This is a genomic window from Glutamicibacter sp. NPDC088483 (assembly GCF_044753145.1).
GTDB lineage: Bacteria > Actinomycetota > Actinomycetes > Actinomycetales > Micrococcaceae > Glutamicibacter.
In genome coordinates this window covers 248,706-275,233 of the sequence record NZ_JBIVMP010000006.1, presented here as the reverse complement: position 1 = coordinate 275,233, position 26,528 = coordinate 248,706, and the positions used below count along the sequence as shown (strand labels likewise).

Here is a 26,528-nt window from a genome sequence, read left to right as displayed (position 1 = left end):
GGGGATATAGGTCTACTCTGGGAGAGAGCAAAGTATCACTGTCGATGGAGATCCTCGTGCCTTCTGAAACGTCAACCGAATCTTTTGACGTAGTACTAATCGGTGCCGGCATCATGAGTGCCACCCTTGGCACCATGATCAACCAGCTGGAACCAACCTGGTCCATTGGTCTTTTCGAGAACCTGGACAAGGCCGGGCAGGAATCCTCCTCCCCTTGGAACAACGCAGGTACCGGCCACTCGGCACTGTGCGAACTGAACTACACCGCTGCCAAGGCTGACGGATCGGTCGATCCGGCCAAGGCCATTGGCATCAACGAGCAGTTCCAGGTTTCCCGCCAATTCTACTCGTGGGCCGTCGAGAACAACCGCGTTGCCGACAACAGCTTCATCAACGCCCTGCCGCATATGTCCTTCGTCATCGGCGAGGACCACTCCAAGTACCTGCAGACCCGCTACGAGGCACTGAAGCCCAATGCGTTGTTCGAGGAACTGGAAATCACCAACGACCTGGACACCATCAACCAGTGGACCCCGCTGGTGGCCAAGGGCCGCGATGCCTCGCAGAAGGTTGCCGCATCCCGCGTTGTCTCCGGCACCGATGTCGACTTCGGCCGCCTGACCCGGGACCTGACCGACTCGCTGGGCGCCGCTGGCGCCTCGGTGAACTACGGCCACAAGGTCAAGGGCATCAAGCGTTCGGGCGCCGGCTGGGAACTGAGCGTCAAGGACAACGCTTCGGGCGCAGTCAAGAACGTCAAGGCCAAGTTCGTGTTCGTCGGTGCCGGCGGTGGCGCACTGCCGCTGCTGCAGAAGGCCGGCATCGACGAGATCAAGGGCTTCGGCGGCTTCCCGGTCTCCGGTCAGTTCCTGCGCTGCACCGATGAGACCGTCATCAACCAGCACCACGCCAAGGTCTACGGCCAGGCTTCGGTGGGCGCTCCTCCAATGTCGGTACCGCACCTGGATACACGCTTTGTCGACGGCAAGCGCTCGCTGATGTTCGGCCCCTACGCCGGCTTCTCGATGAACTTCCTGAAGTCCACCGGCCAGCTGGATCTCCCCTTGTCCCTGCGCCCGCACAACATCATCCCGATGCTGGCAGTCGGCAAGGACAACCTGGATCTGACCACTTACCTGATCAAGGAAGTTCTCAAGTCCCGCTCCAAGAAGGACGAGGCGCTGGCCGAGTACTTCCCGGATGCAGATGGTTCCAAGTGGGAGCTGATCACCGCTGGCCAGCGCGTTCAGGTCATCAAGAAGGATGCCAAAAAGGGCGGCGTGCTGCAGTTCGGCACCGAGGTCATCACCTCCTCGGACGGCTCGATCTCCGGCCTGCTCGGCGCTTCGCCAGGCGCTTCGACCGCTACCCCGATCATGGTCGGGCTGCTTTCGCGCTGCTTCCCCAAGCAGTTCGCAGGCTGGGAGTCGAAGCTCAAGGACATGATTCCTTCCTACGGCCAGAAGCTGAACGAGAACCCAGCACTCTACGCTGAGGTCAAGGCAGCCACCGACAAGTCCCTGGGACTGTAGGCACCAAGCACAACGAGAACCGCCCACCAGCTTTGGTGGGCGGTTCTCGCATATTCGGGCACTGGTCGGGCTATGGCCGGTCCAGCGGCTCGCCGTAGGGGTAGTCCACCCAGGCACCGGCGCCAAGGCCGGGGCAATGGCGTTCGGCGCCGTGGCGCGTGCACGAGGCATCGGCGGGATACCGGTGCCCTTGCAGCAATTTATCGGCCTCGGCCCAGCCCAGGCCGGAGACTTCCCGCCCGTCGGCGTAGCGCAGGGCGTAGCTGAAATAGCGGTACCTGATCCTGATTAGCCGCCGGATCCCTTGCTGCGCGGTGGCTTGCACCGCAATCGGCATCTGCAGACTCATGTCCCCAGTATTCCATGCGGCCACCAGCCACCGCCTTCCCTTAGAATCGGGCAGGCGCTCCAGCAGCGCTGCGCGCGCCGCGCCATCGGCAGCATTGGCACGTGCGGGCGGGGCCTGCCCCAGGCAGCTTCGGGGTAATCCATTGGGATGATTTTGCGTGCTTTACATCTCCCGGTGACTGTTGAGCATTGGCAACCAACTAAAGTTGAGATCAGCCCTTCCCACTGCGACACAGCTAGGACCACACCCGCATGCAGCGCTTGGCCATCTTGTCATTGAAAAACCGGGCGCTCATTGCGCTCATCACGGTTTTCGCCGCCGTCTTCGGCGTGATTTCCATGGGATCGCTCAAGCAGGAGCTGATCCCCGCCCTGGAATTCCCCCAGATCTCGGTCATGGCAACCCAAATGGGCTCCAGCCCCGAGGTGATCGACGAGCAGGTGGCCGAACCGCTGGAAACCGCTTTGCAGGCAGTTGAGGGCCTGGAATCCTCCACCGCTACCTCGCAGACCGGCTTCACCCGCATCTCGCTGACCTTCGAATACGGCACGGACATGGACCGTGCCCGGACCCAGGTGGAACGGGCCATTGCCAATTCCAAGGCCCAGCTTCCCGAGGATGTCGAGCCTACCGCCTTCGCCGGCTCCATCGCGGACTTCCCGGTCCTGGCCCTGGCCGTCTCCTCGGACCAGTCCCTGGAAGCGCTCAACGACGACGTGGAGCGCCTGACCCTGCCCAAGCTGCAGAAGATCGAGGGGGTCCGCGAGGCCTCGGTCTCCGGTGGCGCCTCCCAGCACATTGCGGTGATCCCGAAAGACGACCAGATGCGCGATGCCGGCTTGGCCGTCACGGATCTGAAGGACGGCATCGAGAACGCCGGCTCCCCCATGCCCATTGGCAACATGGACGTCGATGGCCTGGAACTGCCGGTCATCGCCGGCTCCACCCCGGACAGTTTGGAGGCCATCAAGGAGATCCCGCTGGTCACCGATGGCGGTCCGGTGCTGCTCAAGGACGTCGCCGAGGTCTCCGTCAAGGCCGATGAGGCCACCAGCATTACCCGCACCAACGGCGAGGAGACCCTGTCCATCCAGGTCACCAAGACTCCCGATGGAGACACGGTAGCCATTTCGCACGCGGTCACCGCAATGCTTGCCGACCTGCAGTCCGAGCTGGGCCACAAGGCCACCTTGACCACGATCTTCGACCAGGCACCCTTCATCGAGGACTCGATCAAGCACCTGGCGCTGGAAGGCGCCCTGGGCCTGGGCTTCGCGGTAATCATCATCTTGGTGTTCCTGTTCTCGGTACGCTCCACCCTGGTCACCGCGATCTCCATCCCGCTGTCCCTGATGGCCACCTTCATCGGGATGAATGCCTTTGGATACACGCTGAACATGCTCACCTTGGGCGCATTGACCATTTCCATTGGCCGCGTGGTGGATGACTCGATTGTGGTGATCGAGAACATCAAGCGCCACCTGTCCCATGGCGAATCCAAGGCTCAGTCGATCCTGCTGGCGGTCAAGGAAGTGGCCGGCGCCATTACCGCGGCGACCCTGACCACCGTGGCGGTCTTCTTGCCGATCGCCCTGGTGGGCGGCATGGCCGGCGAACTGTTCAGCCCGTTCGCGCTGACCATGACCATCGCGCTGCTGGCGTCGCTGCTGGTATCGCTGACCATTGTTCCGGTACTGGCGTACTGGTTCCTGCCGCACCGCCCGGGCAGCGGCGAAACCCATACCGTGCATGTGGCCGAAGACAAGTCGTGGTTGCAGCGTGCCTACATTCCGGTGCTGGAGGGGACCCAGAAGCACCCGGTCATCACCTTGCTGGCATCGGTGCTGGTTCTTGCCGGCACCGTGGCCATGACCCCGCTGCTGAACACCAACCTGCTGGGCTCCACCGGCGAGAACTCCATTTCCATCACCGCCAAGATGCCTTCGGGCACCTCCATGGAAACCACCGAAAAGCAAGCGGCAAAGATCGAGACCGGGCTCGCTGATATCGAGGGAATCGAAGATGTCCAGCTGACCGTGGGCACCGCCAGCGGCATGGCTGCCATGTTCTCCTCCGGCTCGGATACCGCAAGCTTCACCGTGATCACCGATGCCGATGCCGACCAGGAAGCGCTGACGAACACGGTTCGCGAGCAGGTGGAAGGCCTGGACCTGGCCGAGGACCTGGACCTGAGCTTCGGCTCGAACTCCTCGGCCATGATGTCCAGCGATGTCACCATCGAGATCAAGGCCCCGGACGAGGGGATCCTGCGCGAGGCGACCTCCACGATGCGCGAAGCACTGGAAGGTACCGCGAACGTCACCGAAATCTCCGATAACCTCTCTGCCGAACGCGAGCAGGTGTCCATCGATATCGATGCGCAGAAGGCTGCCGAGGCGGGATTGACCGAGACTCAGCTCGCTGGCATGGTCGCTTCGCAGGTCTCCCCTGTTCCGGCAGGCACCTTGCGCCTGGACTACACCGACATGACGGTGCAGATCGGCGAGGGGATGGATCTGGACAGCCTGGCGAAGCTGCGCGAGCTGCAGATCCCTACCGCCACCGGCATCAGGGAACTGCAGGATCTGGCCACCGTTGAGCGTGCCAAGGTGGTCCAGCAGGTCACCACCTCCAACGGCGAGCGTATCGCTACGGTCACCCTGGCTCCGGTGGAGAACATGCTCGGAGAGGTGTCCAAGGACGTCGCCGCGAGCCTGGACTCGGTGCAGCTGCCCGAGGGCGCCACCGCGGAGATCGGCGGCGCGGCAACCGAGCAGGCCGAGTCCTTCAACCAGCTGTACCTGGCGCTGCTGGCAGCTATCGCGATTGTCTACGTGATCATGGTGGCCACCTTCAAGTCGCTGATCCAGCCGCTGATCCTGCTGGTCTCGATTCCCTTCGCGGCGACCGGCGCTATCGGCCTGCTGCTGATCTCGGGGATCCCGCTGGGTTTGCCTTCGCTGATCGGCATGCTGATGCTGGTGGGCATCGTGGTGACCAACGCGATTGTGCTGATCGACTTGATCAACCAGTACCGCCAGGACAGCGCCGAGCGACCGGCCATGTCCCTGGAGGATGCCATCATGCACGGCGCCCGCCAGCGCCTGCGCCCGATCCTGATGACCGCCCTGGCTACCATCTTCGCGCTGGTGCCGATGGGCCTGGGCCTGACCGGCCAGTCCGGATTCATCTCCCAGCCGCTGGCCGTGGTGGTGATCGGCGGCCTGGTCTCGTCCACCGTGCTCACCTTGATCCTGGTGCCGGTGCTCTACCGCTTGGTCGAGTCCCGCAAGGAGAAGAACGCCAAGGCCCGCCGCGCGCGCAAGCATTCGGCGCAGCAGCATATCGCTGCCCAGGACCTGTCCCGGGCGATGGACAGCGCCAGCGCCAAGATCGTTCCGGGCGCTGCGCCAGAAGCCGCGGCCACGGAGGCCTCGAAGACCGCAGATGCCGGGAAGAGCCCCGCGGCTAAGCCCGCGCCTGCCGAAGCCGCTGGCCAGGTCGTCAACCCGTTGACCGGCCAGATCCCGGTCTCGCGCAAGGAACGCCGGGCCTTCGAAGAGCTGATGAAGCAGGCACCGCCCAAGCCCAACGACTAGGCTTTGGCGACGCCATGACTCGGGCCTGCAACCACCTTCGTGGTTGCAGGCCCGAGTCCGTTTGCGCGCTGTCCGCGGCCGCTGGCCCTAGACTAGCCGCAGCTCCGTCAGGCAGGTTGCGCTGGACTGCCCGGCGGTGGACACCGTGGTCTTGGCGCTCTTCCCCTGGTAGATGAATTCAAGATCCACCGTGATTCCCCGCGGAACCCAGAGGCCGATGAATCCGTTGTCGAAGGTTTCCATGCCCTGGTCCACCAGCACCTCCCCGGTCTCGGCGTTCACGGCCTTGACCCCCACTTCCCTGCCTTGCAACTGCCCAAGGCAGGTGGTGAGGCTATGGAAATGGCAGCTGTGCGTCTGGTCCACATAGGGCGCGGCCGAAAGATAGTACTGGCCTTCCGGCAGCGGCAGGTTCGCGGTGCGTCCCGACGCATCGGCCAGCACCAGTTGCGTTGGCTGCACCATGGCGGTGAAGTTCTCCGGCCGCTGCTCCTGCGGCAAGCGATCGAGCCGGTCGATGGCCGCCTTGGCGTCGAGTCCTTCCAGTCCCAGCTCGGCGAGGAACTGACCGGTGTCCTCGGCTGCAACCACCGTTGGCTCGGGCTGCGCGACGGGTGCCGCAGCGGTGCTGCATCCGGCCAGCACGGCCAGCGCGAGCAGCGAACCGGCGCCCCTGGCCGCAATGCGGGCACGGTAGCTCTTGCCGCCGGCAAATATTCCAGACATGGCCACTCCCAACCTTCCTGTCTCCAATTCCGGACTACAGCGTCTCAAGCAGCTGCTTCATCTCATTGATTTCCCTGGTCTGGGAATCAACGATCTGCTGGGCCAGGTCGAGGGCCGCCGGGTAGCTTCCCTCGCTGATCTCGGTCTTGGACATCTCCACGGCGCCTTCGTGGTGCATGATCATCTGCTCGAGAAAGAGCCGGGCAGCGTCGGAGCCGGTCGCGTCTTCCAGCGCCTTGATGCCCTCCTCCGGGACCATCCCGTCGCCGTGGTCCATGCTCCCGTGATCCATCCCGCCGGGCATATTCCACTCGGAAAGCCAGCGGTCCATGCGTTCGATCTCCGGGCCTTGGGCAGCCTGGATCCTTTCGGCCAGGGATGCCACCTCGGCGGGAATCCCGGATTTGCCCAGCAGGATGCCGGACATCTCGATCGCCTGTTCGTGGTGCACCTTCATGCCCGCGGCGAAGGCCATATCGGCGTCGTTGGCCGACGCGGACTGGTCCATGGAATGCCCGGAATGCGAACCGGAGGCCGAGGCGCTGGGCGCCTCGGTGCTTGCTGGTTCCCCTGCGCATCCGGCGAGGGCGAGCGTTGCACCCAGTACGAGGGCGCTGGAAATGAGGGTCTGCTTGTTCATGGTGATTCTCCTGGTGGATCTGGAACATGAGCGGCGTCCGCCTGCGGCGGCGCCGGAACTAGCTGGAGGCCAGTGCATCGACCGGCCAAGTTCTCACGTTCGGCAGATCCCCAACGCAACCAGATCAGGTTTATCCGGCGCGATCCCGCGCAGTTCCGCTGCCGCGCAAAGGGTCCGCGGGGACACCGACCGGAGAACGGCTACGGTCTGCGGCGGCCGCAGGAACAGCAGCATGGCCAGCAGCGCCAAGACGCAACCGGCGGCGGCCATCTCATGGCCCATCGGGCAGTCGGCGCAGCCCTGTTCCCCGCCGCCCGCATCGGCTGGCGGAGCATGGTGCGCGGGCTGGGTGTGAGCCGGATGCGCCTGCGCGACCGCGGCCGGGGCCGGGGATTGCGCCGAGGCTCCATAATGCATCACATGCATCGAGAACAAGCCGAAAAGCACCGCACTGATCAGCAGCAGCGAGCGGACTACCGCCAGGCGGGGGCAGATGCGCCCTCCGGCCTTCGCCAGGTAGTTGCCGATGCTCATGGCTCCCAGCTTAGCGACGCCACCGCAAGGGCGCGAAACATGACCCCATCAGCCGGCGGGACAAGATCCCTGCCAGTGCTCCGACCCGTCACTGTCCTCCGATTCCAGTGCCGGTCCGGCTCCAATTCCAAATCCGATTCCAAGCCCTCGTTCTGCGGTTCGCGCAACGCCGTGCCTGGCGAATCAATAATTTAAGTTGCGCACAATTGAATTGCGTGCAATCATTATTCCATGGCAATAGTTGACGACATGGTGTGCTTCTCCCTCTACTCGGCCAGCCGGGCCACCACCCGCGCATATACCGAGCTGCTCGCCCCTTGGCAGCTGACTTACACCCAGTACCTGGTGCTCGTTGCGCTGTGGTCCGAAGGCGATAAGCCGGTGCGCGAAATCGGCGAGATGCTCCAACTGGACTCCGGCACCCTGTCCCCGCTGCTGCGCCGGCTGGAACAGAAGGACTTCATCGAACGCCAACGAGATGACAAGGACAGCCGCGTCGTCAACGTCCGGCTGACCCCCGCTGGCGTATCCCTGCGCAAGGAACTGGCGCATATCCCGGCGCAGATCGCCTGCGGCACCGGGTTGCCTGATATGGAAAGCGCCAAAGCGCTGCTGGCATCCCTGCACCGCATCACCGCCTCCATGCAGCAAATCCCCGCTCCGGACCAACCCTCCGGAAAATAGCTACCAGAATTCCCCCTCATCGAAAGGCAGTTTCATGGAAACCCTGTACACCGCAGAATCCCTGTCCACCGGCCAAGGCCGCGAAGGCCGCGTCCAGACCCCGGACGGCAAGCTCGATCTGTCCCTGGCCTCCCCGGCAGAGCTGGGCGGCTCGGGAGCCGGCACCAACCCGGAACAGCTGTTCGCCGCGGGCTACGCCGCCTGCTTCCACTCGGCATTGAATATGGTGGCGCGCGGCCGCAAGGTCAAGATCGAGGACTCCAGCGTCGGCGGCCGAGTCCACCTGAACCGCGACGGAGAGAACGGGTTCAAGCTCTCGGTTGAGCTGGAAGTCATCATTCCCGGCATGGAACCCGCACTGGCCCAGGAACTGGCCGATGCGGCCCACCAGGTCTGCCCCTACTCCAACGCCACCCGCGGCAACATCGATGTCCTGGTCAGCGTCAGCGATGACTAGGTCCCCGGCGGCGAAGCCCCTGGGAATTGCCCGGCACGGCGCACGGATTGCGCTCGGGGCATTCCTGGGCTTCGCCGGGGTCAGCCACCTGACCTTTGCCCGCGAGGAATTCCGCGCCCAGGTCCCGGACTTCGTCCCGCTGGATCCGGACCTGACGGTCATCCTTTCCGGTGTCGCCGAAATCGGCCTGGGACTTTCCCTGCTGGCGCTGCTCAAGAAGCGGGTCGCCGTGGGCTGGATCGCCGCGCTCTTCTTCGTCGCGGTATTCCCCGGCAATCTCGCCCAGTGGCAGGAGGGACGCGACGCGTTCGGCCTGGACACCGACGGGAAACGGCTTGCCCGGCTCTTCTTCCAGCCAGCGCTGGTAGCGCTCGCCCTATGGAGCACCGCCGCATGGCGGGACCGGGCCCAGCTTCGGTCCAAGGCCTAGCAACTTCAGCCACGTGCGCACAGCGGGGTATCGGGCATCATGCCCGATACCCCGCTGCGCGCTGCCTGCGGCTAGGCGTCGCGCCGCTTCAGCGAAACATATCCGGCTCCGAGCAGGGCCACGGCCCAGCCTGCCAGCACCAGCAGCGCCACCGTCGGCCCATAGGGTTCGGTGGCGCCGGTGGCCATGAACGTCGCCGCATTGCTGGGCAGGTAGTCGGCCACCGTCTGCACCCATGAGAAGGGAATCAGCTGCAGGATCTGCGGCAGCCCGGTCACCAGCATGATCGCCGAGACGATCGCCCCGGCCGAGTTCCGGCACAGCAGCCCGAGCCCGAGCACCATCAAGCTCAGCAGCGCCAGGTAGGTTCCGGCGCCCAGGCAAGCCGAAACCAGGTCGGAGAAGGTGAAGGTACCGTACGGCCCCGCGCTGAGCGCTGCCGGGATGGTGCCCACGCCGATTACGGCCACCCCGGCAGCGAAACCGAGCCCGGAGAGCAGCAGCGCCTTCGCTGCCAGCAGCAGCCCGCGGCGCGGTACCGCTTGCAAGGAGGTGGTGATGGTGCCGCTGGAGTACTCGCTGGTGATGTGCAGGGCCGCGGCGGCAGCGAAGAACAGCTGGCCGAATTGCAGGGTTGCGAAGACCATCAGCGGGGCGGGCATCGCCGTGTCGAAGCCATTGTCCCCGCTGGCTTTCGCGCTGGCACCCAGCAGCCACCCCAAGGCGATGACCAGCGTGATTCCCGAGCCATAAAGCCAGAGCAGCGACCGCAGCCCGAAGAATTTAGCGGCCTCGGCGCGGGCCGCCGCCAGCAGCTCTGCGCCCAGGTATCCGGATGCGGATTCTTTGATCTGCAGCGTGCTCATTTGCTTCCCGCTCCCCTAGCTGATTCGGCGGAGTACTCCACCATGCCATGCATCAATTGGTTGTAGGCGTTTTCCAGCGATCCGTGGGCAACGCTCAGTTCATGCAGCTCGATGCCATGGGCGAAGGCCAGCGCGCCGATATTTTCCAGCGGCAGGCCGATGACCTCCAGCCGGTCTTCGGCAGCATTCAGCTCGATGCCCGGTTGCTGCAGGAGCCCGGCGAGCGCCGCGAGCTGCGGCGAGCGCACCGTAATGACCTGCTGGGTGAATTGCCTGATCAGCTCCCTGGTGGGGGCTTGGGCGATCAGCTCTCCACGGCCGATCAGGATCAGCTGGTCCGCGACCTGCTGCACCTCGCTCATCAGGTGGCTGGAGACGAAGACGGTCCCGCCGCGATCCGCCCGGGCGCGCAGCAGCTGCCTGATCCAGACGATCCCTTCGGCGTCCAGCCCGTTCATCGGCTCGTCCAGGACCAGGATCTGCGGATCGCCCAGCAGCGCCGCGGCAATGCCCAGGCGCTGGCGCATGCCCAGCGAGAATCCGCCGATCCGCTGGGTGCCCACGGACTGCAGCCCGACGTCGGCCAGTACCTCATCCACCCGGGTTCCCGGGATCCGGTTGCTTTGCGCCAGGGATCCGAGGAAGGTGCGCGGGGTGTGCCCCGGATGCCCCGCCGTGCCGCAGATGTGCGCTCCGAGAACCTGCAGCGGGTAGCGCAGCTGCGCGTAGGGAACCGAGTTGACCAGTGCCCGCCCGCTGCTTGGCGCGTCCAGTCCGAGGATCATCCGCATGGTGGTCGATTTGCCGGCCCCGTTGGGTCCGAGGAATCCGGTCACCTGCCCGGGTTCTATGGTGGCGGTCAGCGCATTGACTGCGCGGGTGGCGCCGAAGTCCTTGCTCAGCGCTTCAAGTGCGATCATGGTGTGCTCCTTTGGTTCTGCGCTCAACCCTAGGATTCGCCCGGGCCGCCGCGCACCGGCTGGAAGTCGGCCAACGCGCGGCCCCGAACCCCTACCTTGGTCGGTGTCTGGCTGCGCCGATTCTGCGTAGCATGTTGATCATGACTACCTCGTGGAAGCAGCCGGTCCTGTTGCTGCTGCTGGCCCTGTGCGCCTATCTGGTTCCCATCTCCACGAACGGGGCTTGGGTTGTGCTCGCTCCCCTGGCCGCGGCCTGCAGCTACCTGGCCGGACGGCATGTGTCCGCGCTGGCCCATGGATTGCTGGCCCTCGGGGCAGGGACGCTGGCCTCCGGGGTGACGCTGGCATGGTCCTCGCACCTGAGCCTCCTGGCCTTCGCACTGAATATCCTTACCGGCCTGGTGCTTTTCGCGTTGCTGCCCTGGTGGGCGGGCCGGGCGCGGCGCAATGCGGTGCTGTTCCGCAGCCAGGAGCGCCGGCATGTGGTGGTGCAAGCCGAGCTGCGGGAAAGGGCGCGCATTGCCGAAGCCATGCATGACCAGCTGGGCCACGATCTGGCGCTGCTGGCGCTGTCCACCGGCGGGCTGCAGGTGTCCTTGGAACAGGGCACGCCGGCCTACGAACAGGCTAAGCGGATCCGCGAGCAGGCCGATGAGTCCATCGAGCATCTGCACCAGATCATCGGGGTGCTGCACGAGGACGGCGAACAAGCGCCGCTGGGCCCGGCAGGTTCATCGCTGGAGCAGCTGGTCGAACAGGCCCGGGCCAAGGGCATGACGATCAATTTCTCCCGGAAGGGCCCCTCGCTCCAGGCCCCCGGATCCATCCGGTGGGCCGCGGTGCTGCGCCAGGTGGCCCAGGAGGCGTTGACCAATGCGGCGAAGTACGCGCCGCACGCCGAGGTGGACCTCGATCTCGATACGCGCTCGGAGCAGGCGGTGCTGAGCATTTCCAATCCGCTGCATGGCCCCCTGCCTCCCAGCCGGGTTGGGGCCACCGGGATAGCTTCGCTGCGCGGCACCCTCGAAGCTGCCGGAGGCTCGCTGGCGGTGCACCGCACCAGGGAGCGTTTCGAACTGTGCGCTTCCATTGCCCAGGCATCCCCGCACCCGGCGTCTGCCGGGGTGCAGCCGCCGGTGAAGCGCACGAGCACCTCGATGCTGGTGCTGATGCCGGTCCTCGCCGTCACGGTGATTGCCGCGGCCCTGCTGCTGTTGCAGCATGCCACCTACCAGGCCACCGCCCTGCACCCCTCGGACTTCCAGAAGCTTTCGGTGGGCATGGACGCACGGCAGGTTGCTTCGCTGGTCCACGCCCCGGGCCTGGATGAGCCGCTTCCCGTGATCGACGAGCCGGCACCGCCAGGGGATGCGCAGTGCCGCTACTATGCGGCCCGGACCGGGCTGCTGGATCTGGGCAGCGAGATGTTCCGCCTGTGCTTCACCGAAAACGTACTGGTTTCCACCGACCACCTCTACCCCGCCGGCTAGCCAAAGGAACTGCAGATGAGCATGGATACCCCCGTCAGCGTCCTGCTGGTGGATGACGATGCGCTGATCCGCGCCGGACTGCGCGCAATCCTGTCCAGCGACCCGGGCATCCTCATTGCCGGGGAAGCGGAGAACGGGGTGCGCGCCATCGAGCTGGCCGCGCGCCTGGACCCCTCAGTGATCCTGATGGATATCCGCATGCCGCAGCTCGACGGACTGGGAGCCATGGAAGCAATCCTGGGCCAGGCTCCGGAAACCAAGGTGCTGGTCCTGACCACCTTCGGCGAGGAGGAATACATCGACCGGGCCATCTCCGGCGGAGCCTGCGGATTCATGCTCAAGAGCTCGGGACCCGAGGAACTGCTCGGCGCCATCCATGCGGTGGCCGAAGGCGCAGCGGCGCTCTCCCCGCGCATTGCCCGGAGGGTGATCGACAAGGTGCGCGGGATCGACACCGCCGCGCAGTCCCGGGCCCGGTCCCTGGTCCACGGCTTGACCGTGCGCGAACGCGAGGTCTTGGCGCTGGTGGGCCAGAGCCTGTCCAACGCGGAGATTGCCGCCCGGCTGGTGCTCACCGAGGCGACAGTCAAGGGGCATATGACCGCGATCCTGCTCAAGCTCGGTGCCCGCAACCGCGTGGAGGCCGCCCTGATTGCCTATCAGGGCGGAATCGTCACTCCACGGCGCCGGTAACCCCGTGGTTGGAGTTCGCATCGAGTTTGCGGATCCAGCGAGAGCCTTCGCCTTCCGCGGCGGCCTCGTCTCCGGGGTTGACCAGCGAGCAATTCTTGATCGACAGGCATCCGCAGCCGATGCATCCATCCAGCGAATCCCGCAGCGATTCGAGCTGCAGCATGCGGCGATCGATGATCTTCTTCCAATGCGTGCTGAGCTGTTCCCATTCGTTCTGCCGTGGCGCCCGGTCCTCGGGCAGCTCGCCCAACGTGCCGGCGATTTCAGCCAGGGTCAGGCCCACGCGCTGGCCAGCAGCGATAATCGCCAGCCTGCGCAGCGTGTGCTTGGGGAACACGCGCATGTTCCCGTTGGTCCGCGTGGAGAAAATCAGGTTCCGCGACTCGTAGTACCTGATCGCGGCCACTGATACTCCCGCGCGCCGAGCGAGATCCCCGATGCCTAATTGGCTTTTCCTTGTTGGAACTGCGGACTGGCTGGAGGATGTCATATGAGAAATTATTCAGGTCCGGCCGCTTGACCTCAAGTTAGCTGGAGCCTGTTGGCTGTCTTATGAACTTCTACGAAAGGCCAACTCATGAACGCAACCCAGATTCCGCCATGCACCATCCTGTTCGCTCGCATCCAGGAACAGCAATCCGGTACGGATACCGGATCCGCGCTGACCGCGCGCCAGCTGCGACGGGCTTTGCGCCAGTTGCGCAAGCACAGGCGCAATTGCCGGTGCGCGCCAGGGCAGCCCTCTTTGGAACCGGCCCACGAGCAAGGCAACTTGTTCTGGGGTGCAGGTTTCATCCCCACCCGCCGTTGACTTATTGCCCATTGACTCATTGCACGTTGCCGGCAGTGTGACGGGCACCCGCCGGACGGTGCACCCCAGGAAGAAAGATCTCCGAGGGGCCCGGGAATATTTGACGCATCAACTTGTTATTACATGCATACGCATATAAATTGGTGGCAGGACATAACGCTTGCACCAGGAAAACAGGAGTGGACATGCAATTCGGAGTATTCTCAGTCAGCGACATCACCCGCGACCCGACTACCGGCCGCATCCCTACCGAAAAAGAGCGCATCGACGCATCGGTGGCGATCGCCAAGAAGGTCGAAGAAATCGGCATGGACGTCTACGCCATCGGCGAGCACCACAACCGCCCGTTCTTCTCCTCCTCCCCTACCACCACACTGGCCTACATTGCCGCCCAGACCGAGCGCATCATCCTTTCCACCACGACCACGCTGATCACCACCAATGACCCGGTGAAGATCGCCGAGGACTTCGCCATGCTCCAGCACCTGGCAGATGGCCGAGTGGACCTGGTTCTGGGCCGCGGCAACACAGGGCCGGTCTACCCATGGTTCGGCAAGAACATGCAGGACTCGGTCAACCTGACCGTGGAGAACTACCACCTGCTGCGCCGCCTGTGGGATGAGGACGTGGTGAACTGGGAAGGCAAGTTCCGCACCCCGCTGCAGAACTTCACCTCCACCCCGCGCCCGCTCGATGACGTGGCACCATTCGTCTGGCACGGCTCGATCCGCACCCCGCAGGTAGCAGAAATCGCCGCGTACTACGGTGACGGCTTCTTCGCCAACAACATCTTCTGGCCAAAGGAGCACTACCAGCAGCTGATCAACCTGTACCGCGAGCGCTACGAGCACTATGGGCACGGACGCGCCGACCAGGCCGTGGTTGGCCTGGGCGGCCAGTTCTACATGGCCAAGGATTCCCAGCAGGCAGTCAAGGAATTCCGCCCGTACTTCGATAACGCCCCGGTCTACGGCCATGGCCCGTCGTTGGAAGACTTCACCTCCCAGACCCCGCTGACCGTTGGCTCCCCGCAGCAGGTGCTGGAGAAGACGCTGTCCTTCCAGGAGTACTTCGGCAGCTACCAGCGACAGCTGTTCCTCATCGACCATGCCGGCCTGCCGCTGAAGACCGTGCTGAACCAGCTGGACCTGTTCGGCGAGTACGTGCTGCCTGAACTGCGCAAGGAAATGGATTCCCGGGCACCGAAGGACCTTACCCCGGATCCTACCCATGCGGGATTGGTTGCTGCTCGCGACGCTAAACTGGAAGCTGAGCAAGCAAACACCAAGGAGCCTGTAGCAAGTGACCGGGACCAGTAATCCAGCAGCCTCATTGAAGGTCGCCACCGATGCCTGGGAGGCTCTTTTCCGGGCACAGGTGGCGGTCATGCGCCAGATCACCGCAATGCCGGAGTTCGGCAAGCTGTCCATGCGCGAGTACGACGTGCTGTTCAACTTGCGCACCTGCCCCGGCGGCAAAAGCCGGATGGTAGACCTGAACAAGCAGTTGCTGATTTCGCAGCCCAGCCTCAGCCGCATGGTCGCCCGATTGGAAGACCAGGGGCTGGTAGTTCGCGAGGCCGACCCGGATGACCACCGTGCCATGCAGCTCTCGCTGACCGAGGCAGGCCGCAAGCTCCAGCAGGAAATCGGAAGGGAGCACGTCAAGCATCTGCACAATTTGCTGGGCACCGCACTGACCGAAGAAGAATTCCATGAGTTGGAACGCTTGAGCACCAAACTGCGTGAAGCGGTGCAGTAGCGTTTGCCCCAGCCCGGAAGGACATGCCATAGGCAGCTCCTTCCGGGCTCCCGGGCATTCCATGGGATTAAATTGATTCAGCATCAACTGTTCAATCACGGCGCACAGAAGGCAGAACACTCTTGAAGGACGAAAAGCTATTCAGCTTGGAAGAAGCTGCCAGCACCCTTGGCGTAGAAACCAAGGAGTTGCGCAGCTATCTGCGCCAGCATCGTCCCAAGGGCGCCATCCAGAAGCCGCCTCAGCCAGGTGGCAATTGGCATGTCTCCGCCTCCTTGCAGACCCAGCTTCAGTTCGCCGGCGCGCCGGGGCTGGAAATTTCCCTCACTCCCATTGACGACCAGGTCATTGAATCCCTGGATTGGTCGCCGTGGGATTCCTTTGAAGCCACCGCCGACTCGGCGCCAGTGGCCCCGGGTGTCTACATGTTCCGCCGCGCGGGCGCCTCGGAACATGAGCCAATCTACGTGGGCCAGGCTGGCGAACGCAGCGGAAAGGGACTTCGCGGAAGACTGAAGATCTATTCCAGCGGCAAGGGCGCGACCTCCGGCATGGGCAAATACGCTTTTGACGAAGGACTAGCGGATCCCCAGTGGCTGCGGGACCTGGCAATCGAGGCGGACCGCGGTGAATCCCGCTCAATCCAGCAAGTGGCACGCCTGGCCATTGACCGCTTGAACCTTGAAGGCCGGTGGGTCACCTGCATCCACCGCAAGGCGGCCCTGCTCCTGGAAGCAGCGCTGATCCGGAAATACCACTTGTCGCTGTGGAATGTTGCCGGTGCGCCAAAAGACGTGGAGAGCTAGGCGTCCGGGTGCATTGTCCCGGACTTGGGCTTGATTCTGCCTCCGGGCAGGTTCATTGTAGGAGTAGCCACTCTCCCGCCGGCATGTAGGTTGAATCGAGGCATTTGCCATGGGCTCGGTAGTTTGCGATGTCACCGTCTCCCTGGACGGATTCTGCGCTGGACCCCATCAGAGCATGGATAATCCGCTGGGCGAGGGAGCCGAAGCCCTGCACCGCTGGCAGTTCGAGCGCCTCGAAGAGAACCAAGCGGAAATTTCCGCTATTACCGAAGCCTCGGCTTTCATCATGGGGAGCAAGATGTTCGGCCCTCCAGCCGGTGAGGAAAACGCCGACTGGATCGGGTGGTGGGGAGAGACCCCTCCGTACCATGCCCCGGTCTTCGTGCTCAGCCACCATCCGAAGCCGATGCTCTGCCTGGAGGGCGGGACCAGCTTCCAATTCGTCCCCGATGGGATCGAGGAAGCCCTCGCCGAAGCCCAGGAAGCGGCGGGAGAGAATCCAGTGGCCATCGCCGGTGGAGCAAACACCGTTGTGCAGTTCTTGCGAGCCGGCCTCATTGACGAGCTGCGGCTGCATATCGCGCCCATCCGCCTCGGGCATGGCGAACCGATCAGCGTTGAAGATATAGAAACGCATATGGACCGCGTGTCACGGCGCGAAACGACGCTTGCCACGCACGTCTACTACCAGCGCCGCCGCTAGCTGCCGATCCCGGCTATTTGTAGAACCCCTCGCGGAGGTTGATCCCGTATTCCAGCCACGCCTTCATCGCGGCCAGCATCCCAGTCCAGCCCTCGCAATTCCCAAAGGCAGCCTTGGCTCCTTCGGAGGTCGCCACCCAGCTGGCCTCGCTGATGGTCACCTTGGTTCGGGTGCTGTCTTCCAGTGAAGCGAATTCGAACGTCACGGTATTCATGCCATCGGCAGCAGTGGATTGCTGGCCGCCCCATTGCAGGACAATACGCTTTGGCTCTTCCACTTCCACGATCTTGACGGGAACGGGCCGGGGAAATCATGGAAGTCCCAGGTCACGGTGGCACCGTTTTCCATGTGCACGGATGCTCCGCCGGTAGTGAAGTAATGGGAAAGCTGTTCTGGATCAGCCACAGCTTCGTATACTTGCCTGATCGATTTGGAAATGATTCCCGACACGGTGAAGGACAGTTCGCGAAGCTCTTCATGTGGTTCCATAAGACAGGTTTACGCCCGAAGAGCACTAGTGACAATAGATATGGGAAAATTCCCAGCGAAAATTGGCGCTTAGACGCCAAACGGCTTGGCATAGCGGTAGTTGCCGCGCGGCAGGCGGTTATCGTCGAAGACCCGCACCATGAAGTGCTCGCCCCATGAGGTGCGCGTAGGCAGGATCCCGCGACCTTGCGCCGCTTCGTAGCCGAAGCGGCGGTAGTAGCCAGGGGCGCCCAGCAGAACGATACCGCTGATGCTTTCCTGCTCGGCCTTGTCGTGAATTTCTTGCATCAGGATCGACCCGACACCTCGGTGCTGGTATTCCGGGGCGACAGCTAGCGGGCCAAGTCCCAGCAACGGTTCCCCGTCCACTTCGCCCCATGTAGCGATGACGTGCCCAATGACCGTTGTGTCATCCAGGGCAACGATTGAGAAACGGTTATCGTACTGGTCGCAGTCGAATAGACGCTGCAGCAGTCCGACTTCCTCAGGCTCAACCATCGGATCGATGCCGGAGAACGCAGCATGGGTTATTGCATACACCGCAGCTCGGTCATCGAAGACTTCTGGACGGATACGCATGCACGCAAACCTACCAAATCTCGCCGAGCTAGAAAAATTGGCCCTTCGCGTTCTTCCACCAACTTGACTCCAGGAACGGGGCATTGTCCAGGCGGCTGGCGTGAGGATTGCGACTTCTTGCAAGCAAAGTTCAGCGAGCATTTTCCCAGGCCGCGCTCCTTGCGGCACGCCTGGCCGACTGGAAAACCCAGTGGCGAAGACCCTGCGGCCACGGCCCATGGAATACTTGCGGTGCCTCAAGTGGGAGGCCGTTTATCCATATCCGCACCGCCAGCAGCCACTGGTTGCCGGCCTCTGGCGCCAAGGGCGGAACTGCCGCGCTAGTTGATTCAAAAGATTGGCCCAACGAGACCATTCCTTCTCTAACGTTTGCAGTAACGTCTTGAACGAGTCATGGATAGATGATGGAATGATGGTCGCATCGCTTGTCACCTCTATCGGAGAGTTCCATGAAACTGCCTCGGGCGTTCAAGACTTCAATGGCTGCCGTCCTGTCGGCCGCACTGCTTGCAACAGTGCTTCCGGCAACCCCGGCACTAGCCACAGCCCCTGCTCCAGCAACTTCAGCGGTACAGGCTCAGGCACTGGCAGTTGATAGCGGACTGCAGATTGCCGCCAAGAAAATCCAGCGCAATCCGAGCAAGGATGACGTCTTCGTCAACAAGAAGTACCCGCTCAGTCCCGTTAAGTACGCACCGAAGACGGTAGCGGTCAAGGGCACCAACGTCCGGCTGAAGTCCTCGGCGGCCAAGGCCTACACCAAGATGGCCAAGGCAGCTGCGAAGGACGGTGTCAAGATCCGGGCTGTCAGCGGTTATCGTTCATACAACCGCCAGGCTGAGCTGTTCAACTACTACACCCGCATCTATGGCAAGAGCTACGCTTCACGCATCTCCGCTGTACCGGGCACCAGCGAGCACCAGACTGGCCTGGCCATTGACGTGGGAAATGCCAACGGCGCTTGCGGTTTGCAGGCCTGCTTCGCCAACACTCCTGTGGGCAAGTGGGTCGGCAAGAACGCACACAAGTACGGCTTCATCATGCGCTACCAGAAGGGCCAGGAATCCGTCACGGGCTACTCCTACGAGCCGTGGCACTTCCGCTACCTGGGTACCTCCTTGGCCAAGAGCGTGAAGAACTCCGGCGCCAAGAGCCTCGAAGCCTACTATGGGGTTTCTGGCAAGAAAGCCAAGAGCACTCCCAAGCAGACCAAGGGCACAGCGCGGACCACCGCGAATCTGAATATGCGCACCGGGGCAGGCGCCGGAAACCGGCTGTTGCTGACCATCCCGAAAGGCAAGAGCGTCCAACTGACCGGATCCAAGAAGTCCGGTTGGTACCAGATTCGCTACAGCTCGAAAACCGGTTGGGTATCGGGCAAGTACCTGAAGAACATCTCGATGCCGGCAGCACCGAAGAAGGATTCGAAGAAGAGCTCGCCTGAGAAGAGCACCAGCAATGCCAAGTCTGCCAAGACCACTGCGAACTTGAATATGCGTGCCGGGGCAGGCACCAGCCATCGCGTCGTGCTGACTATTCCGAATGGCAAGAAGGTCGCCATTCGCGGCGCAAAGAAGTCCGGTTGGTACCCGGTGAAGTACGCAGGGAAGAATGGCTGGGTCTCGGGCACCTACCTGAGCAATTTCTCCTCCTCCGGGACTGCACCGAAGACCACCAATCCCAAGAGCTCAAAGTCCTCGTCTAAGAAGACCATCGCGAACCTGAACATGCGCAGTGGCACGGGAACAGGCAAGCGTGTCATCCTCACTATTCCCAAGGGAAAGACGGTGACCATCCGCGGCTCGAAGAAGTCCGGCTGGTACCCGGTGAAGTATGCCGGGAAGAACGGCTGGGTCTCCGGCACGTACTTGCGCTAGCTGGTTGGACCACACCAGCGCATCCGCAGATTGAGAGATAGACGATTCATTTTCGAATGAATCGTCTATTTCTCTTTTACCGTTTTCTTGGGCTGCGGTGCAGCAACCCCACTTCTAAGTGCGGGCCTCCATCTGTTGTGTCGAACAACGGCAGGTTCACTGATCACCAATTCGCAGGTGGTTTCGCCGCTTCATGGTTCCCCTAGGATCCTGCTTTCTGGCGCGTATTGGATAAGCTGTGAGCGACTCGCCTACACTTCGCACCGCTGGTTTCCAGCACATACATTTGGGGGAAATAGATTGCAGGAGAATACGAATGAGAAGCCGGATCTTGCCAGCCAGCAGGAGGCCGAGCTAGGCATTGCTGATCCAAGTGCTACGCAGTCTGGTCCAGAAGCTGACGAGACCCTTGCCAGCATGCTCAAGGATCAAAATCTGGATGCCGAGCAATTCGCTACCGTTTTCCTCAAGAAAGTTATCCGGCTCAGGGGTGTGAAAATCGACCGCGAGCACTTTCTCACTGCAGAGCTCCACAAGAGGGGCTTGAGCCGCGAGCAGATAGAACGCGCAGTCTCGACCAACCCAGCCGCAGCGGGGATCGGGCCAGAGATCCTTGACGATATTGCTTCCAATTCCATTGATTTCGAAACTCGCAAGTCCACTGCCTTGTCATTTGCCAGTGGATTGCCTGGCGGGCTTTTCATGTTCGGTACGATCCCGGCGGACATCACCCAGTTCTACATCCATGCATTCAGGGTCATGCAGAAGATCGCCTACACCTACGGCTGGCAATCCTTCCTGGACGACGTGGAACACATCGACGATGAAACACTGGGAAAACTCGCCGGTTTCCTCGGCGTGATGATGGGAGTCAGCGGTGCGTCTACCACGGTCGGCCGGTTTGCTTCCCAGGTAGCTGGACCGGCTATCCAGAAGAATCTCGCGAAACAGGCTCTAACCAAAACAGCATGGTACGGTCCGATGAAACAAACGCTGAAGTTGATTGGCGTCAATGTCACCAAGCAAAGCTTCGCCAAGAGTGTCAGCAAGATTGTTCCCGTCGTTGGCGGGGTGGTCTCCGGTGGGCTGACTTTTGTCACGCTCAAGGTGCAGTCCAGTAGGCTCAAGCAGCATCTGCGCGAACTCCCGCCACCGCTGGTTGACGCGGCAGAGTACTTGGCTGCGCTGCATGATTTGGACGCGGCCGAGGCTGAACACGGCCTTTCCACGACACTGACCTCAGCAGGCGCGTCCGCCCTCGACAAGGCACAAAAGGTGGCGGGTTCCGTGCGCGATAGCAACTTGGTGAAAGGCAGCCTGTCCGGGGCATCAGCTGGCGTATCCAAAGCGAAGAATCTCGGCTCTTCACTGGCCGGTGCCGCTAGCGGACGAATGGCAGGATTGAAGCGCGCCGAACGCCACCGGGCACTACCCGCAGCTGCCACCGGCGATCAGCCAGAGACAGACGACTGCTAATCAGGCGAACTCGGATATTCCCCATTAGTTGGAACTTGCCTTCACAGATTTTGGGGAATATTCCGTTCCCGAAGCACTAATGCACGACCATATGCGAAGAGAACTCGCGGCATATTTGCTGCGGCTCGCAGAATTAATCGAGCCTGCAGAGATTATCGAATTGGCTACTTCAAGAGCCCGGAGACGCAGGAAACTACAGCCGAGGCCACCTGGCTGATCTCATTTTCTTTCGCGGTGCGCGTGAACGAAAGACGGACAGCAGTATGAGCCAGTTCTTCTTCATAGCCCATCGCAGTGAGCACCGCCGAAGGATCGGTCGAGCCCGCTGCGCAAGCAGAACCTGAAGAGCACAGGACTCCCCTGCGGGCCAATTCAATCAGCACAGTTTCGCCTGCGGTCTTCGGGAAAACGAAGGAGACTATGCCTCCAACACGATGTTCCGGATCCCCAGTCAGCTGGACGCTGCCCGGATGCTTGGCATTGAGCTCCTTGAGAATCCGTTCAACCAAGTACGGGCCAAAGCTCGCGCCCAGTCCTGCTTCGCGCTGTGCGGTCGCTGCCTGCAATGCCACAGCTATGCCCACGGCAGCGGCCGGGTTCTCGGTTCCCGAACGCATTCCGCCCTGCTGTCCGCCACCGTGCAGCAGCGGCACAAAGCGATGCGTGGCGGACAGGTACAGTGCTCCGCTGCCCTTGAGGCTGCCGAGCTTGTGCCCGGAAATGCTCAATGCGTCCACAGCGGCGCACAACGGCTTGAGGTCAATCCAGCCGGCGCCCTGCACGGCGTCCGTATGCATGATCGCCCCAGCGTTGCGGGCCAGTTGGGCAACCTGCACTACCGGTTGAATGGTGCCGACTTCATTGTTCACTGCCATCACCGAAACCACGGCAACAGCTGCATCGATCAGCTGGCCGGCCGCATCCAGATCGACCAGCCCCGTGGCCGATACCGGGATGATGCGGTGTTCGAATCCGTGGAATTCAACAAGGTACTTGCAGGCTTCCAGTACCGCTGGATGCTCAATGGAACTGGAGACCACCACGCGTCCGCGGGGGTTGGCCAAGGCCGCCCCGATCACGGCAGCATTGGCCCCCTCGGTGCCGCCGGAAGTGAAATAGACTTCCTCAGCTGCCACGCCCAGCTGGCTAGCCACCTGGGTTCTTGCCCAGTCGTTAGCCCGCTTGGCCTGCTGGCCTGCTTCATGCAATGATGCCGGATTGCCGAAATCTTTGGTCAGCAACGGATTGAGCATGTCGAGTACATCTTGGCGAGGCGGCGCAGTGGATGCGGCATCCATGTAGATCATGCAATAACCATATCCAGTCCAAGGTCAATCGCTTTCACCGAATGCGTGATGGCCCCCGAGGAAATGACATCAACACCAGCTTCAGCGACAGCCACGACTGTTGCGGCGTTGATATTTCCGCTGGCTTCGACCACCGCTTGCCCGTTGATCAGTTCAATGGCTGCGGGAATGTCCGCCGGATCGAAGTTATCCAGCATGATGATATCCACGCCGGCGGCGAGCACTGCTGGAATCTGCGCAATCGAATCCACTTCAACTTCCATCGACGTGGTGTGCCCCAGCCGCGCACGTACGGATTTCAAAGCCGCCGTAAGCTGCTCTCCGTTATCCAACAAAGCCAGGTGGTTGTCCTTGGCCATGAAAGCATCCGACAGGTTGTCACGGTGGTTGACTCCCCCACCGCAGCGCACTGCGTAGCGTTCAAGGACGCGAAGGCCTGGCGTAGTTTTCCGGGTATCGACAATGCGGGCTTTGGTATGCGCAACCAGGCCGACGAGCTCAGCGGTCGCCGTGGCGATGGCACTCATGCGCTGCAGGAGATTGAGCCCCACGCGTTCAGCGGTCAGCAAGCTCGCCGCCGGCCCGGTGACCTTGATCAGGCTGTCACCGGCGGCAAACGTGTCTCCGTCGGCAATCAGCTGTTCCACCTCCAGCTGCAGATCCACTAGCTGCATTGTCCGGGTGAATACCGCACCTCCGGAGAGTACGCCTGGCTGGCGGGCCTGCACCACAGCAGTCGCTGTCGCACCTTCGGGAACAATAGTCAGCGCGGTGATGTCGCCGCGCGGATTGTCCTCGGCGAGCGCCAGCTCGATGATGCGGTCCATGGCGGCGTTCGGTACCGGATGGGTCGAAGTGTTCACGCGTTCAATTCCTTGCTCAAAAGATTTTCATTGTCCAGCTCGCTTGGGTGCAGAGTCCAGCCATAGCGCACACCCTCATCTGGCTGGCTGCTGGTGAATTCCGTTGAATCCAAGCGATGGTGCGCACCCAGGCTTTTGGTGCGTGCCATGGAACCTGCGGCGATGATCCGTGCGGTGGTCCACAGGTTGCGCAGTTCCGATTGCTCGCGGGCAGTGGCAGCTACAGGCGCGCTCGTTGCTAGCAGCTGGACCATTTCTTCGAGCTGCACGCCGGTGCGGTAGACACCAAGTTTGCTGCTGGCTGCCGTTTGCAACTGTTCAAGATCCAGAGGTGCTTCCGGGCTTGGCGCGCTGATCTCCTGGACCACCAGCCCGCTGATATCGCACCCGGTGTCGGAAGCTTCACCGGCCATGGCGGCAACCGCGTTCCGCGCAAAAACCATGGCCTCCAGCAACGAATTGCTGGCTAGGCGGTTGGCGCCGTGAACTGTCGTGTTGGCGCATTCGCCGGCCGCATAAAGACCGGGGACAGAAGTTCGTCCTGACGTGTCGGTGTAGATCCCGCCCATGAAGTAGTGCTGGGCCGCTACCACCGGAATCAGGTCATGAGCCATGTCCAGGCCGGAGCCGCCCGCGGTGCAATTCGCGAGCTTGGCGGTGATGGATGGGAAACGGCGAGCGAGGAATCCTGCGCCGCGCGTTTCTTCCACGGCCCGCGCATCAAGGTACACATGGTGCCCGGCTTGGATCTGCTCATGGATGCCTCGGGCCACGACATCACGAGGTGCCAGCTCAGCATCCGGGTGAATTCCAGGCATGAACCGCTGCCCTGCGTCATTGACCAGGATGGCGCCCTCGCCACGGACGGCTTCGGAAACCATTCCGGCTTCGGGATATCGGGCAGGGTCAACCAGCGTTGGGTGGAACTGGACGAATTCGGCATCCGCGATGACAGCACCTGCCCGGGCGGCCAGTCCCAGGCCGTCGGCGGTTGCTCCTCGGGGATTGGTGGTCGCTGAGTACAACTGGCCCAGTCCGCCGGTAGCCAGCAGCACGGCGCTGGACGAGAGCAGCTGCATTTCATCGTGGCGCAAGTAGTGCACCCCTGAGACTCTTCCGTCCTGCAGCTGCAGTTCGGTGGCAAGCGCGTCCTCGATAATACTGAGCTTCTTGGCAGTCTCCTGCTGGCGCACGGCACCAACCAGGGTTTGCACCAGTGAAGCGCCGGTGGCATCCCCGTTGATATGCAGAATCCGGTGCGCGCTGTGCGCGGCTTCAAGGCCAAGCTGGTAGGCACCGTCTGCATCGCGGTCAAAGGCCACTGCATAGGATTCCAAAGCCTGCACTAGCTCGTCGCCTGAGGTACACAGGTGTTCCACCGGTCCCACGCCGCAGTGGCCAGCGCCAGCTTTGAGCGTGTCGGCAACGTGTTTGGACACGGAGTCGCCTTGGGCCATGGATGCTCCGGTAACAGCTGATAGCCCGCCCTGCGCGAGCTCGGAGTTCGATTCCCCCAGTTTGCCTTTGGTCAGCAATACCGGCTGGATGCCCAGCTCTACGGCTTGCAAGGCAGCACACAGGCCGGCCACACCGGAGCCGACGATCACCAGCTTCTTCGGTTCTTGTTGCCCCTGGCTCATGGCTTGGCAGCTAACATGCGCTCCAGGGCGATCTTTGCATCCCCTTGCTGTTCCTTCGGCACGGAAATCTGGTTGACCACTCGTCCGGCAACCAGCTCTTCGAGCACCCAGGCAAGGTAGCCCGGGTGGATTCGGTACATCGTGGAGCAGGGGCAGATCACCGGGTCCAGGCAGAAGATGTTGTGCTGCGGGTACTGGGCAGCCAAGCGGTTGACCATATTGATTTCGGTGCCGATGGCAAAAGCAGTTGGCTCGGTAGCAGCGGCAATAGCCTTTTGGATGTAGTCGGTAGAGCCTGCTTCATCTGCCGCGTCCACAACTTCCATGGGGCATTCGGGATGCACAATCACGCGCACGCCGGGGAAATCCTCGCGCGCCTTGGCGATCTGCGCGGGGTTGAAGCGCTTGTGCACGGAGCAGAAGCCGTGCCACAAAATGACCTTGGCATCGAGCAGGGTGGTGGCTTCGTTCCCGCCTAATTCCTTGCGCGGGGTCCACATCGGCATCTGCTCCAGGGAAATGCCCATCGCCTTGGCGGTGTTGCGCCCAAGGTGCTGGTCCGGGAAGAACAGGACACGGCGTCCCCGCTCGAAAGCCCACTGAAGAACAGTTGCAGCATTGGAGGATGTGCAGACCAGTCCTCCGTTGCGACCGACAAAGGCCTTGAGCTCTGCAGAGCAGTTCATGTAAGTCACCGGAATGACCGGCATCCGCCCGTCATCGGCTTCATCCGCATACAGGGCGGTGAGCTCTTCCCAACACTGTTGCACGCTCGGACCGTCTGCCATGTCCGCCATGGAGCAGCCTGCAGCAAGATTCGGAAGGATCACCGACTGGTCCTCACGGCTGAGTATATCTGCCGTTTCGGCCATGAAGTGCACCCCGCAGAACACGATGGCTTCGGCCTTGTCGCGGGTCAATGCGGCGTTGGCCAGCTGGAAGGAGTCACCCACGAAATCTGCGTACTTCACGACTTCATCGCGCTGGTAGAAGTGCCCGAGGATCACTGCCCTGTCCCCCAGGGTTTCCTTGGCCGCCAAGATGCGGGTATCAAGCTCAGCGTCGCTGGCCTCCAGGTATTCCTCCGGGATCGAACCCTGCACCGGGTAACCCGTTGGAACCGAATCCTCCTGGGAGGCACCTGGCCCGTAGCCTGCGGGGGTGTCCCACGGGTTGGAGGCCAGGTCGGTGGAACAGGTGGAAGCCGGAGCCAGCAGATTGAGCCGAGCGATGTTCTGGGCTACCGAGGCGTTGGCGTTGTCAGTGATTTGGGTGCTCATGGGTTCGTCCGTTTCT

27 protein-coding genes are annotated in these 26,528 nt (G+C 62.4%); 14 read left to right on the top strand and 13 right to left on the bottom strand.

Annotated elements, in window-relative coordinates; all coding sequences use genetic code 11:
- Nucleotides 1-38: 38 nt before the first annotated feature.
- The gene (locus ACIP6G_RS14430) at nucleotides 39-1,532 is read left to right on the top strand and encodes a malate:quinone oxidoreductase (protein ID WP_400290994.1); all 1,494 of its coding nucleotides are present in this window, start codon (nucleotides 39-41) and stop codon (nucleotides 1,530-1,532) included.
- Nucleotides 1,533-1,602: 70 nt separating this feature from the next.
- Here the strand turns inward: ACIP6G_RS14430 and ACIP6G_RS14425 are convergent, their stop codons facing one another.
- The gene (locus tag ACIP6G_RS14425; RefSeq protein WP_105658066.1) at nucleotides 1,603-1,881 is read right to left on the bottom strand and encodes a hypothetical protein; all 279 of its coding nucleotides are present in this window, start codon (nucleotides 1,879-1,881) and stop codon (nucleotides 1,603-1,605) included.
- A gap of 251 nt (nucleotides 1,882-2,132) precedes the next feature.
- Between ACIP6G_RS14425 and ACIP6G_RS14420 the strand changes: the two genes are divergently transcribed.
- A complete protein-coding gene (locus ACIP6G_RS14420) occupies nucleotides 2,133-5,480 on the top strand; it encodes an efflux RND transporter permease subunit (RefSeq protein ID WP_400290921.1) in 3,348 nt (1,115 codons plus the stop codon).
- Between the two features lie 87 nt (nucleotides 5,481-5,567).
- On the opposite strand, the gene ACIP6G_RS14415 is transcribed toward ACIP6G_RS14420, so the two are convergent.
- From ACIP6G_RS14415 to ACIP6G_RS14405, 3 genes are all read right to left on the bottom strand, one after another.
- Nucleotides 5,568-6,206 carry a CueP family metal-binding protein gene (locus ACIP6G_RS14415; protein WP_400290919.1) on the bottom strand — a complete coding sequence of 213 codons (639 nt, stop codon included), beginning with the start codon at nucleotides 6,204-6,206 and terminating at the stop codon, nucleotides 5,568-5,570.
- A gap of 34 nt (nucleotides 6,207-6,240) precedes the next feature.
- Nucleotides 6,241-6,846: a DUF305 domain-containing protein gene (locus tag ACIP6G_RS14410; RefSeq protein WP_332595250.1), complete on the bottom strand. Its 606-nt coding sequence runs from the start codon at nucleotides 6,844-6,846 to the stop codon at nucleotides 6,241-6,243.
- Between the two features lie 93 nt (nucleotides 6,847-6,939).
- Nucleotides 6,940-7,380, bottom strand: coding sequence for a DUF6153 family protein (locus tag ACIP6G_RS14405; protein WP_400290916.1), 441 nt, complete (start codon nucleotides 7,378-7,380; stop codon nucleotides 6,940-6,942).
- Between the two features lie 231 nt (nucleotides 7,381-7,611).
- Here ACIP6G_RS14405 and ACIP6G_RS14400 point away from each other — a divergent pair, with 231 nt between their 5' ends.
- The 3 genes from ACIP6G_RS14400 to ACIP6G_RS14390 are packed head-to-tail and all read left to right on the top strand — an operon-like array spanning nucleotide 7,612 to nucleotide 8,951.
- Nucleotides 7,612-8,064 carry a MarR family winged helix-turn-helix transcriptional regulator gene (locus ACIP6G_RS14400; protein WP_400290915.1) on the top strand — a complete coding sequence of 151 codons (453 nt, stop codon included), beginning with the start codon at nucleotides 7,612-7,614 and terminating at the stop codon, nucleotides 8,062-8,064.
- A 34-nt stretch (nucleotides 8,065-8,098) separates the two neighbouring features.
- Nucleotides 8,099-8,521, top strand: coding sequence for an organic hydroperoxide resistance protein (locus tag ACIP6G_RS14395; protein WP_400290913.1), 423 nt, complete (start codon nucleotides 8,099-8,101; stop codon nucleotides 8,519-8,521).
- Nucleotides 8,514-8,951 carry a DoxX family membrane protein gene (locus ACIP6G_RS14390; RefSeq protein ID WP_105658060.1) on the top strand — a complete coding sequence of 146 codons (438 nt, stop codon included), beginning with the start codon at nucleotides 8,514-8,516 and terminating at the stop codon, nucleotides 8,949-8,951. Before ACIP6G_RS14395 ends, ACIP6G_RS14390 begins: the two co-directional genes overlap by 8 nt.
- 71 nt (nucleotides 8,952-9,022) lie before the next feature.
- Here ACIP6G_RS14390 and ACIP6G_RS14385 read toward each other — a convergent pair whose 3' ends face one another.
- Complete coding sequence (locus tag ACIP6G_RS14385; protein ID WP_400290910.1) at nucleotides 9,023-9,817, bottom strand: hypothetical protein; 795 nt, start codon at nucleotides 9,815-9,817, stop codon at nucleotides 9,023-9,025.
- Nucleotides 9,814-10,737 carry an ATP-binding cassette domain-containing protein gene (locus ACIP6G_RS14380; RefSeq protein ID WP_400290907.1) on the bottom strand — a complete coding sequence of 308 codons (924 nt, stop codon included), beginning with the start codon at nucleotides 10,735-10,737 and terminating at the stop codon, nucleotides 9,814-9,816. The genes ACIP6G_RS14385 and ACIP6G_RS14380 overlap by 4 nt, the downstream gene beginning before the upstream one ends.
- A 140-nt stretch (nucleotides 10,738-10,877) precedes the next feature.
- On the opposite strand from ACIP6G_RS14380, the gene ACIP6G_RS14375 reads away from it, so the two are divergent.
- Together ACIP6G_RS14375 and ACIP6G_RS14370 are read left to right on the top strand one after the other, a co-directional pair.
- Nucleotides 10,878-12,227 (top strand): sensor histidine kinase, encoded by a 1,350-nt coding sequence (locus ACIP6G_RS14375; RefSeq protein WP_400290905.1) that lies wholly within the window; start codon nucleotides 10,878-10,880, stop codon nucleotides 12,225-12,227.
- Nucleotides 12,228-12,242: 15 nt separating this feature from the next.
- Nucleotides 12,243-12,920, top strand: a complete 678-nt coding sequence (locus ACIP6G_RS14370; protein ID WP_400290902.1) for a response regulator — start codon at nucleotides 12,243-12,245, stop codon at nucleotides 12,918-12,920.
- Here ACIP6G_RS14370 and soxR read toward each other — a convergent pair.
- Nucleotides 12,901-13,410 (bottom strand): redox-sensitive transcriptional activator SoxR, encoded by a 510-nt coding sequence (soxR, locus tag ACIP6G_RS14365; RefSeq protein ID WP_400290900.1) that lies wholly within the window; start codon nucleotides 13,408-13,410, stop codon nucleotides 12,901-12,903. The two genes, ACIP6G_RS14370 and soxR, sit on opposite strands and share 20 nt — an antisense overlap.
- Before the next feature lie 87 nt (nucleotides 13,411-13,497).
- On the opposite strand from soxR, the gene ACIP6G_RS14360 reads away from it, so the two are divergent.
- The 5 genes from ACIP6G_RS14360 (at nucleotide 13,498) to ACIP6G_RS14340 (ending at nucleotide 17,001) form a co-directional block, all read left to right on the top strand.
- On the top strand, nucleotides 13,498-13,731 hold the full coding sequence (locus ACIP6G_RS14360; RefSeq protein WP_400290898.1) for a hypothetical protein: 234 nt from the start codon (nucleotides 13,498-13,500) through the stop codon (nucleotides 13,729-13,731).
- 185 nt (nucleotides 13,732-13,916) lie between these two features.
- A complete protein-coding gene (locus ACIP6G_RS14355; RefSeq protein WP_400290896.1) occupies nucleotides 13,917-15,050 on the top strand; it encodes an LLM class flavin-dependent oxidoreductase in 1,134 nt (377 codons plus the stop codon).
- A complete protein-coding gene (locus tag ACIP6G_RS14350) occupies nucleotides 15,034-15,492 on the top strand; it encodes a MarR family winged helix-turn-helix transcriptional regulator (protein ID WP_400290894.1) in 459 nt (152 codons plus the stop codon). The genes ACIP6G_RS14355 and ACIP6G_RS14350 overlap by 17 nt, the downstream gene beginning before the upstream one ends.
- Before the next feature lie 122 nt (nucleotides 15,493-15,614).
- The gene (locus tag ACIP6G_RS14345) at nucleotides 15,615-16,298 is read left to right on the top strand and encodes a hypothetical protein (RefSeq protein ID WP_400290892.1); all 684 of its coding nucleotides are present in this window, start codon (nucleotides 15,615-15,617) and stop codon (nucleotides 16,296-16,298) included.
- A gap of 109 nt (nucleotides 16,299-16,407) precedes the next feature.
- Entirely contained in the window at nucleotides 16,408-17,001 is a 594-nt protein-coding gene (locus ACIP6G_RS14340; protein WP_400290890.1) for a dihydrofolate reductase family protein, read from the top strand.
- A gap of 13 nt (nucleotides 17,002-17,014) precedes the next feature.
- Here ACIP6G_RS14340 and ACIP6G_RS14335 read toward each other — a convergent pair whose 3' ends face one another.
- Nucleotides 17,015-17,278, bottom strand: a complete 264-nt coding sequence (locus ACIP6G_RS14335; RefSeq protein ID WP_400290889.1) for an SRPBCC domain-containing protein — start codon at nucleotides 17,276-17,278, stop codon at nucleotides 17,015-17,017.
- Between the two features lie 281 nt (nucleotides 17,279-17,559).
- Nucleotides 17,560-18,069 (bottom strand): GNAT family N-acetyltransferase, encoded by a 510-nt coding sequence (locus tag ACIP6G_RS14330; protein ID WP_400290887.1) that lies wholly within the window; start codon nucleotides 18,067-18,069, stop codon nucleotides 17,560-17,562.
- Nucleotides 18,070-18,518: 449 nt separating this feature from the next.
- On the opposite strand from ACIP6G_RS14330, the gene ACIP6G_RS14325 reads away from it, so the two are divergent.
- Nucleotides 18,519-19,946: a D-alanyl-D-alanine carboxypeptidase family protein gene (locus ACIP6G_RS14325; protein ID WP_400290885.1), complete on the top strand. Its 1,428-nt coding sequence runs from the start codon at nucleotides 18,519-18,521 to the stop codon at nucleotides 19,944-19,946.
- Nucleotides 19,947-20,363: 417 nt separating this feature from the next.
- Nucleotides 20,364-21,422, top strand: a complete 1,059-nt coding sequence (locus ACIP6G_RS14320) for a hypothetical protein (RefSeq protein WP_400290884.1) — start codon at nucleotides 20,364-20,366, stop codon at nucleotides 21,420-21,422.
- 164 nt (nucleotides 21,423-21,586) lie between these two features.
- On the opposite strand, the gene ACIP6G_RS14315 is transcribed toward ACIP6G_RS14320, so the two are convergent.
- The 4 genes from ACIP6G_RS14315 to nadA are packed head-to-tail and all read right to left on the bottom strand — an operon-like array spanning nucleotide 21,587 to nucleotide 26,512.
- Nucleotides 21,587-22,729 (bottom strand): cysteine desulfurase family protein, encoded by a 1,143-nt coding sequence (locus tag ACIP6G_RS14315; RefSeq protein ID WP_400290882.1) that lies wholly within the window; start codon nucleotides 22,727-22,729, stop codon nucleotides 21,587-21,589.
- Nucleotides 22,726-23,592 (bottom strand): carboxylating nicotinate-nucleotide diphosphorylase, encoded by an 867-nt coding sequence (gene nadC / locus ACIP6G_RS14310; protein ID WP_400290879.1) that lies wholly within the window; start codon nucleotides 23,590-23,592, stop codon nucleotides 22,726-22,728. The genes ACIP6G_RS14315 and nadC overlap by 4 nt, the downstream gene beginning before the upstream one ends.
- Nucleotides 23,589-25,232: an L-aspartate oxidase gene (nadB, locus tag ACIP6G_RS14305; RefSeq protein ID WP_400290877.1), complete on the bottom strand. Its 1,644-nt coding sequence runs from the start codon at nucleotides 25,230-25,232 to the stop codon at nucleotides 23,589-23,591. The genes nadC and nadB overlap by 4 nt, the downstream gene beginning before the upstream one ends.
- The gene (gene nadA, locus ACIP6G_RS14300; protein WP_400290875.1) at nucleotides 25,229-26,512 is read right to left on the bottom strand and encodes a quinolinate synthase NadA; all 1,284 of its coding nucleotides are present in this window, start codon (nucleotides 26,510-26,512) and stop codon (nucleotides 25,229-25,231) included. Before nadA ends, nadB begins: the two co-directional genes overlap by 4 nt.
- Between the last annotated feature and the right edge of the window lie 16 nt (nucleotides 26,513-26,528).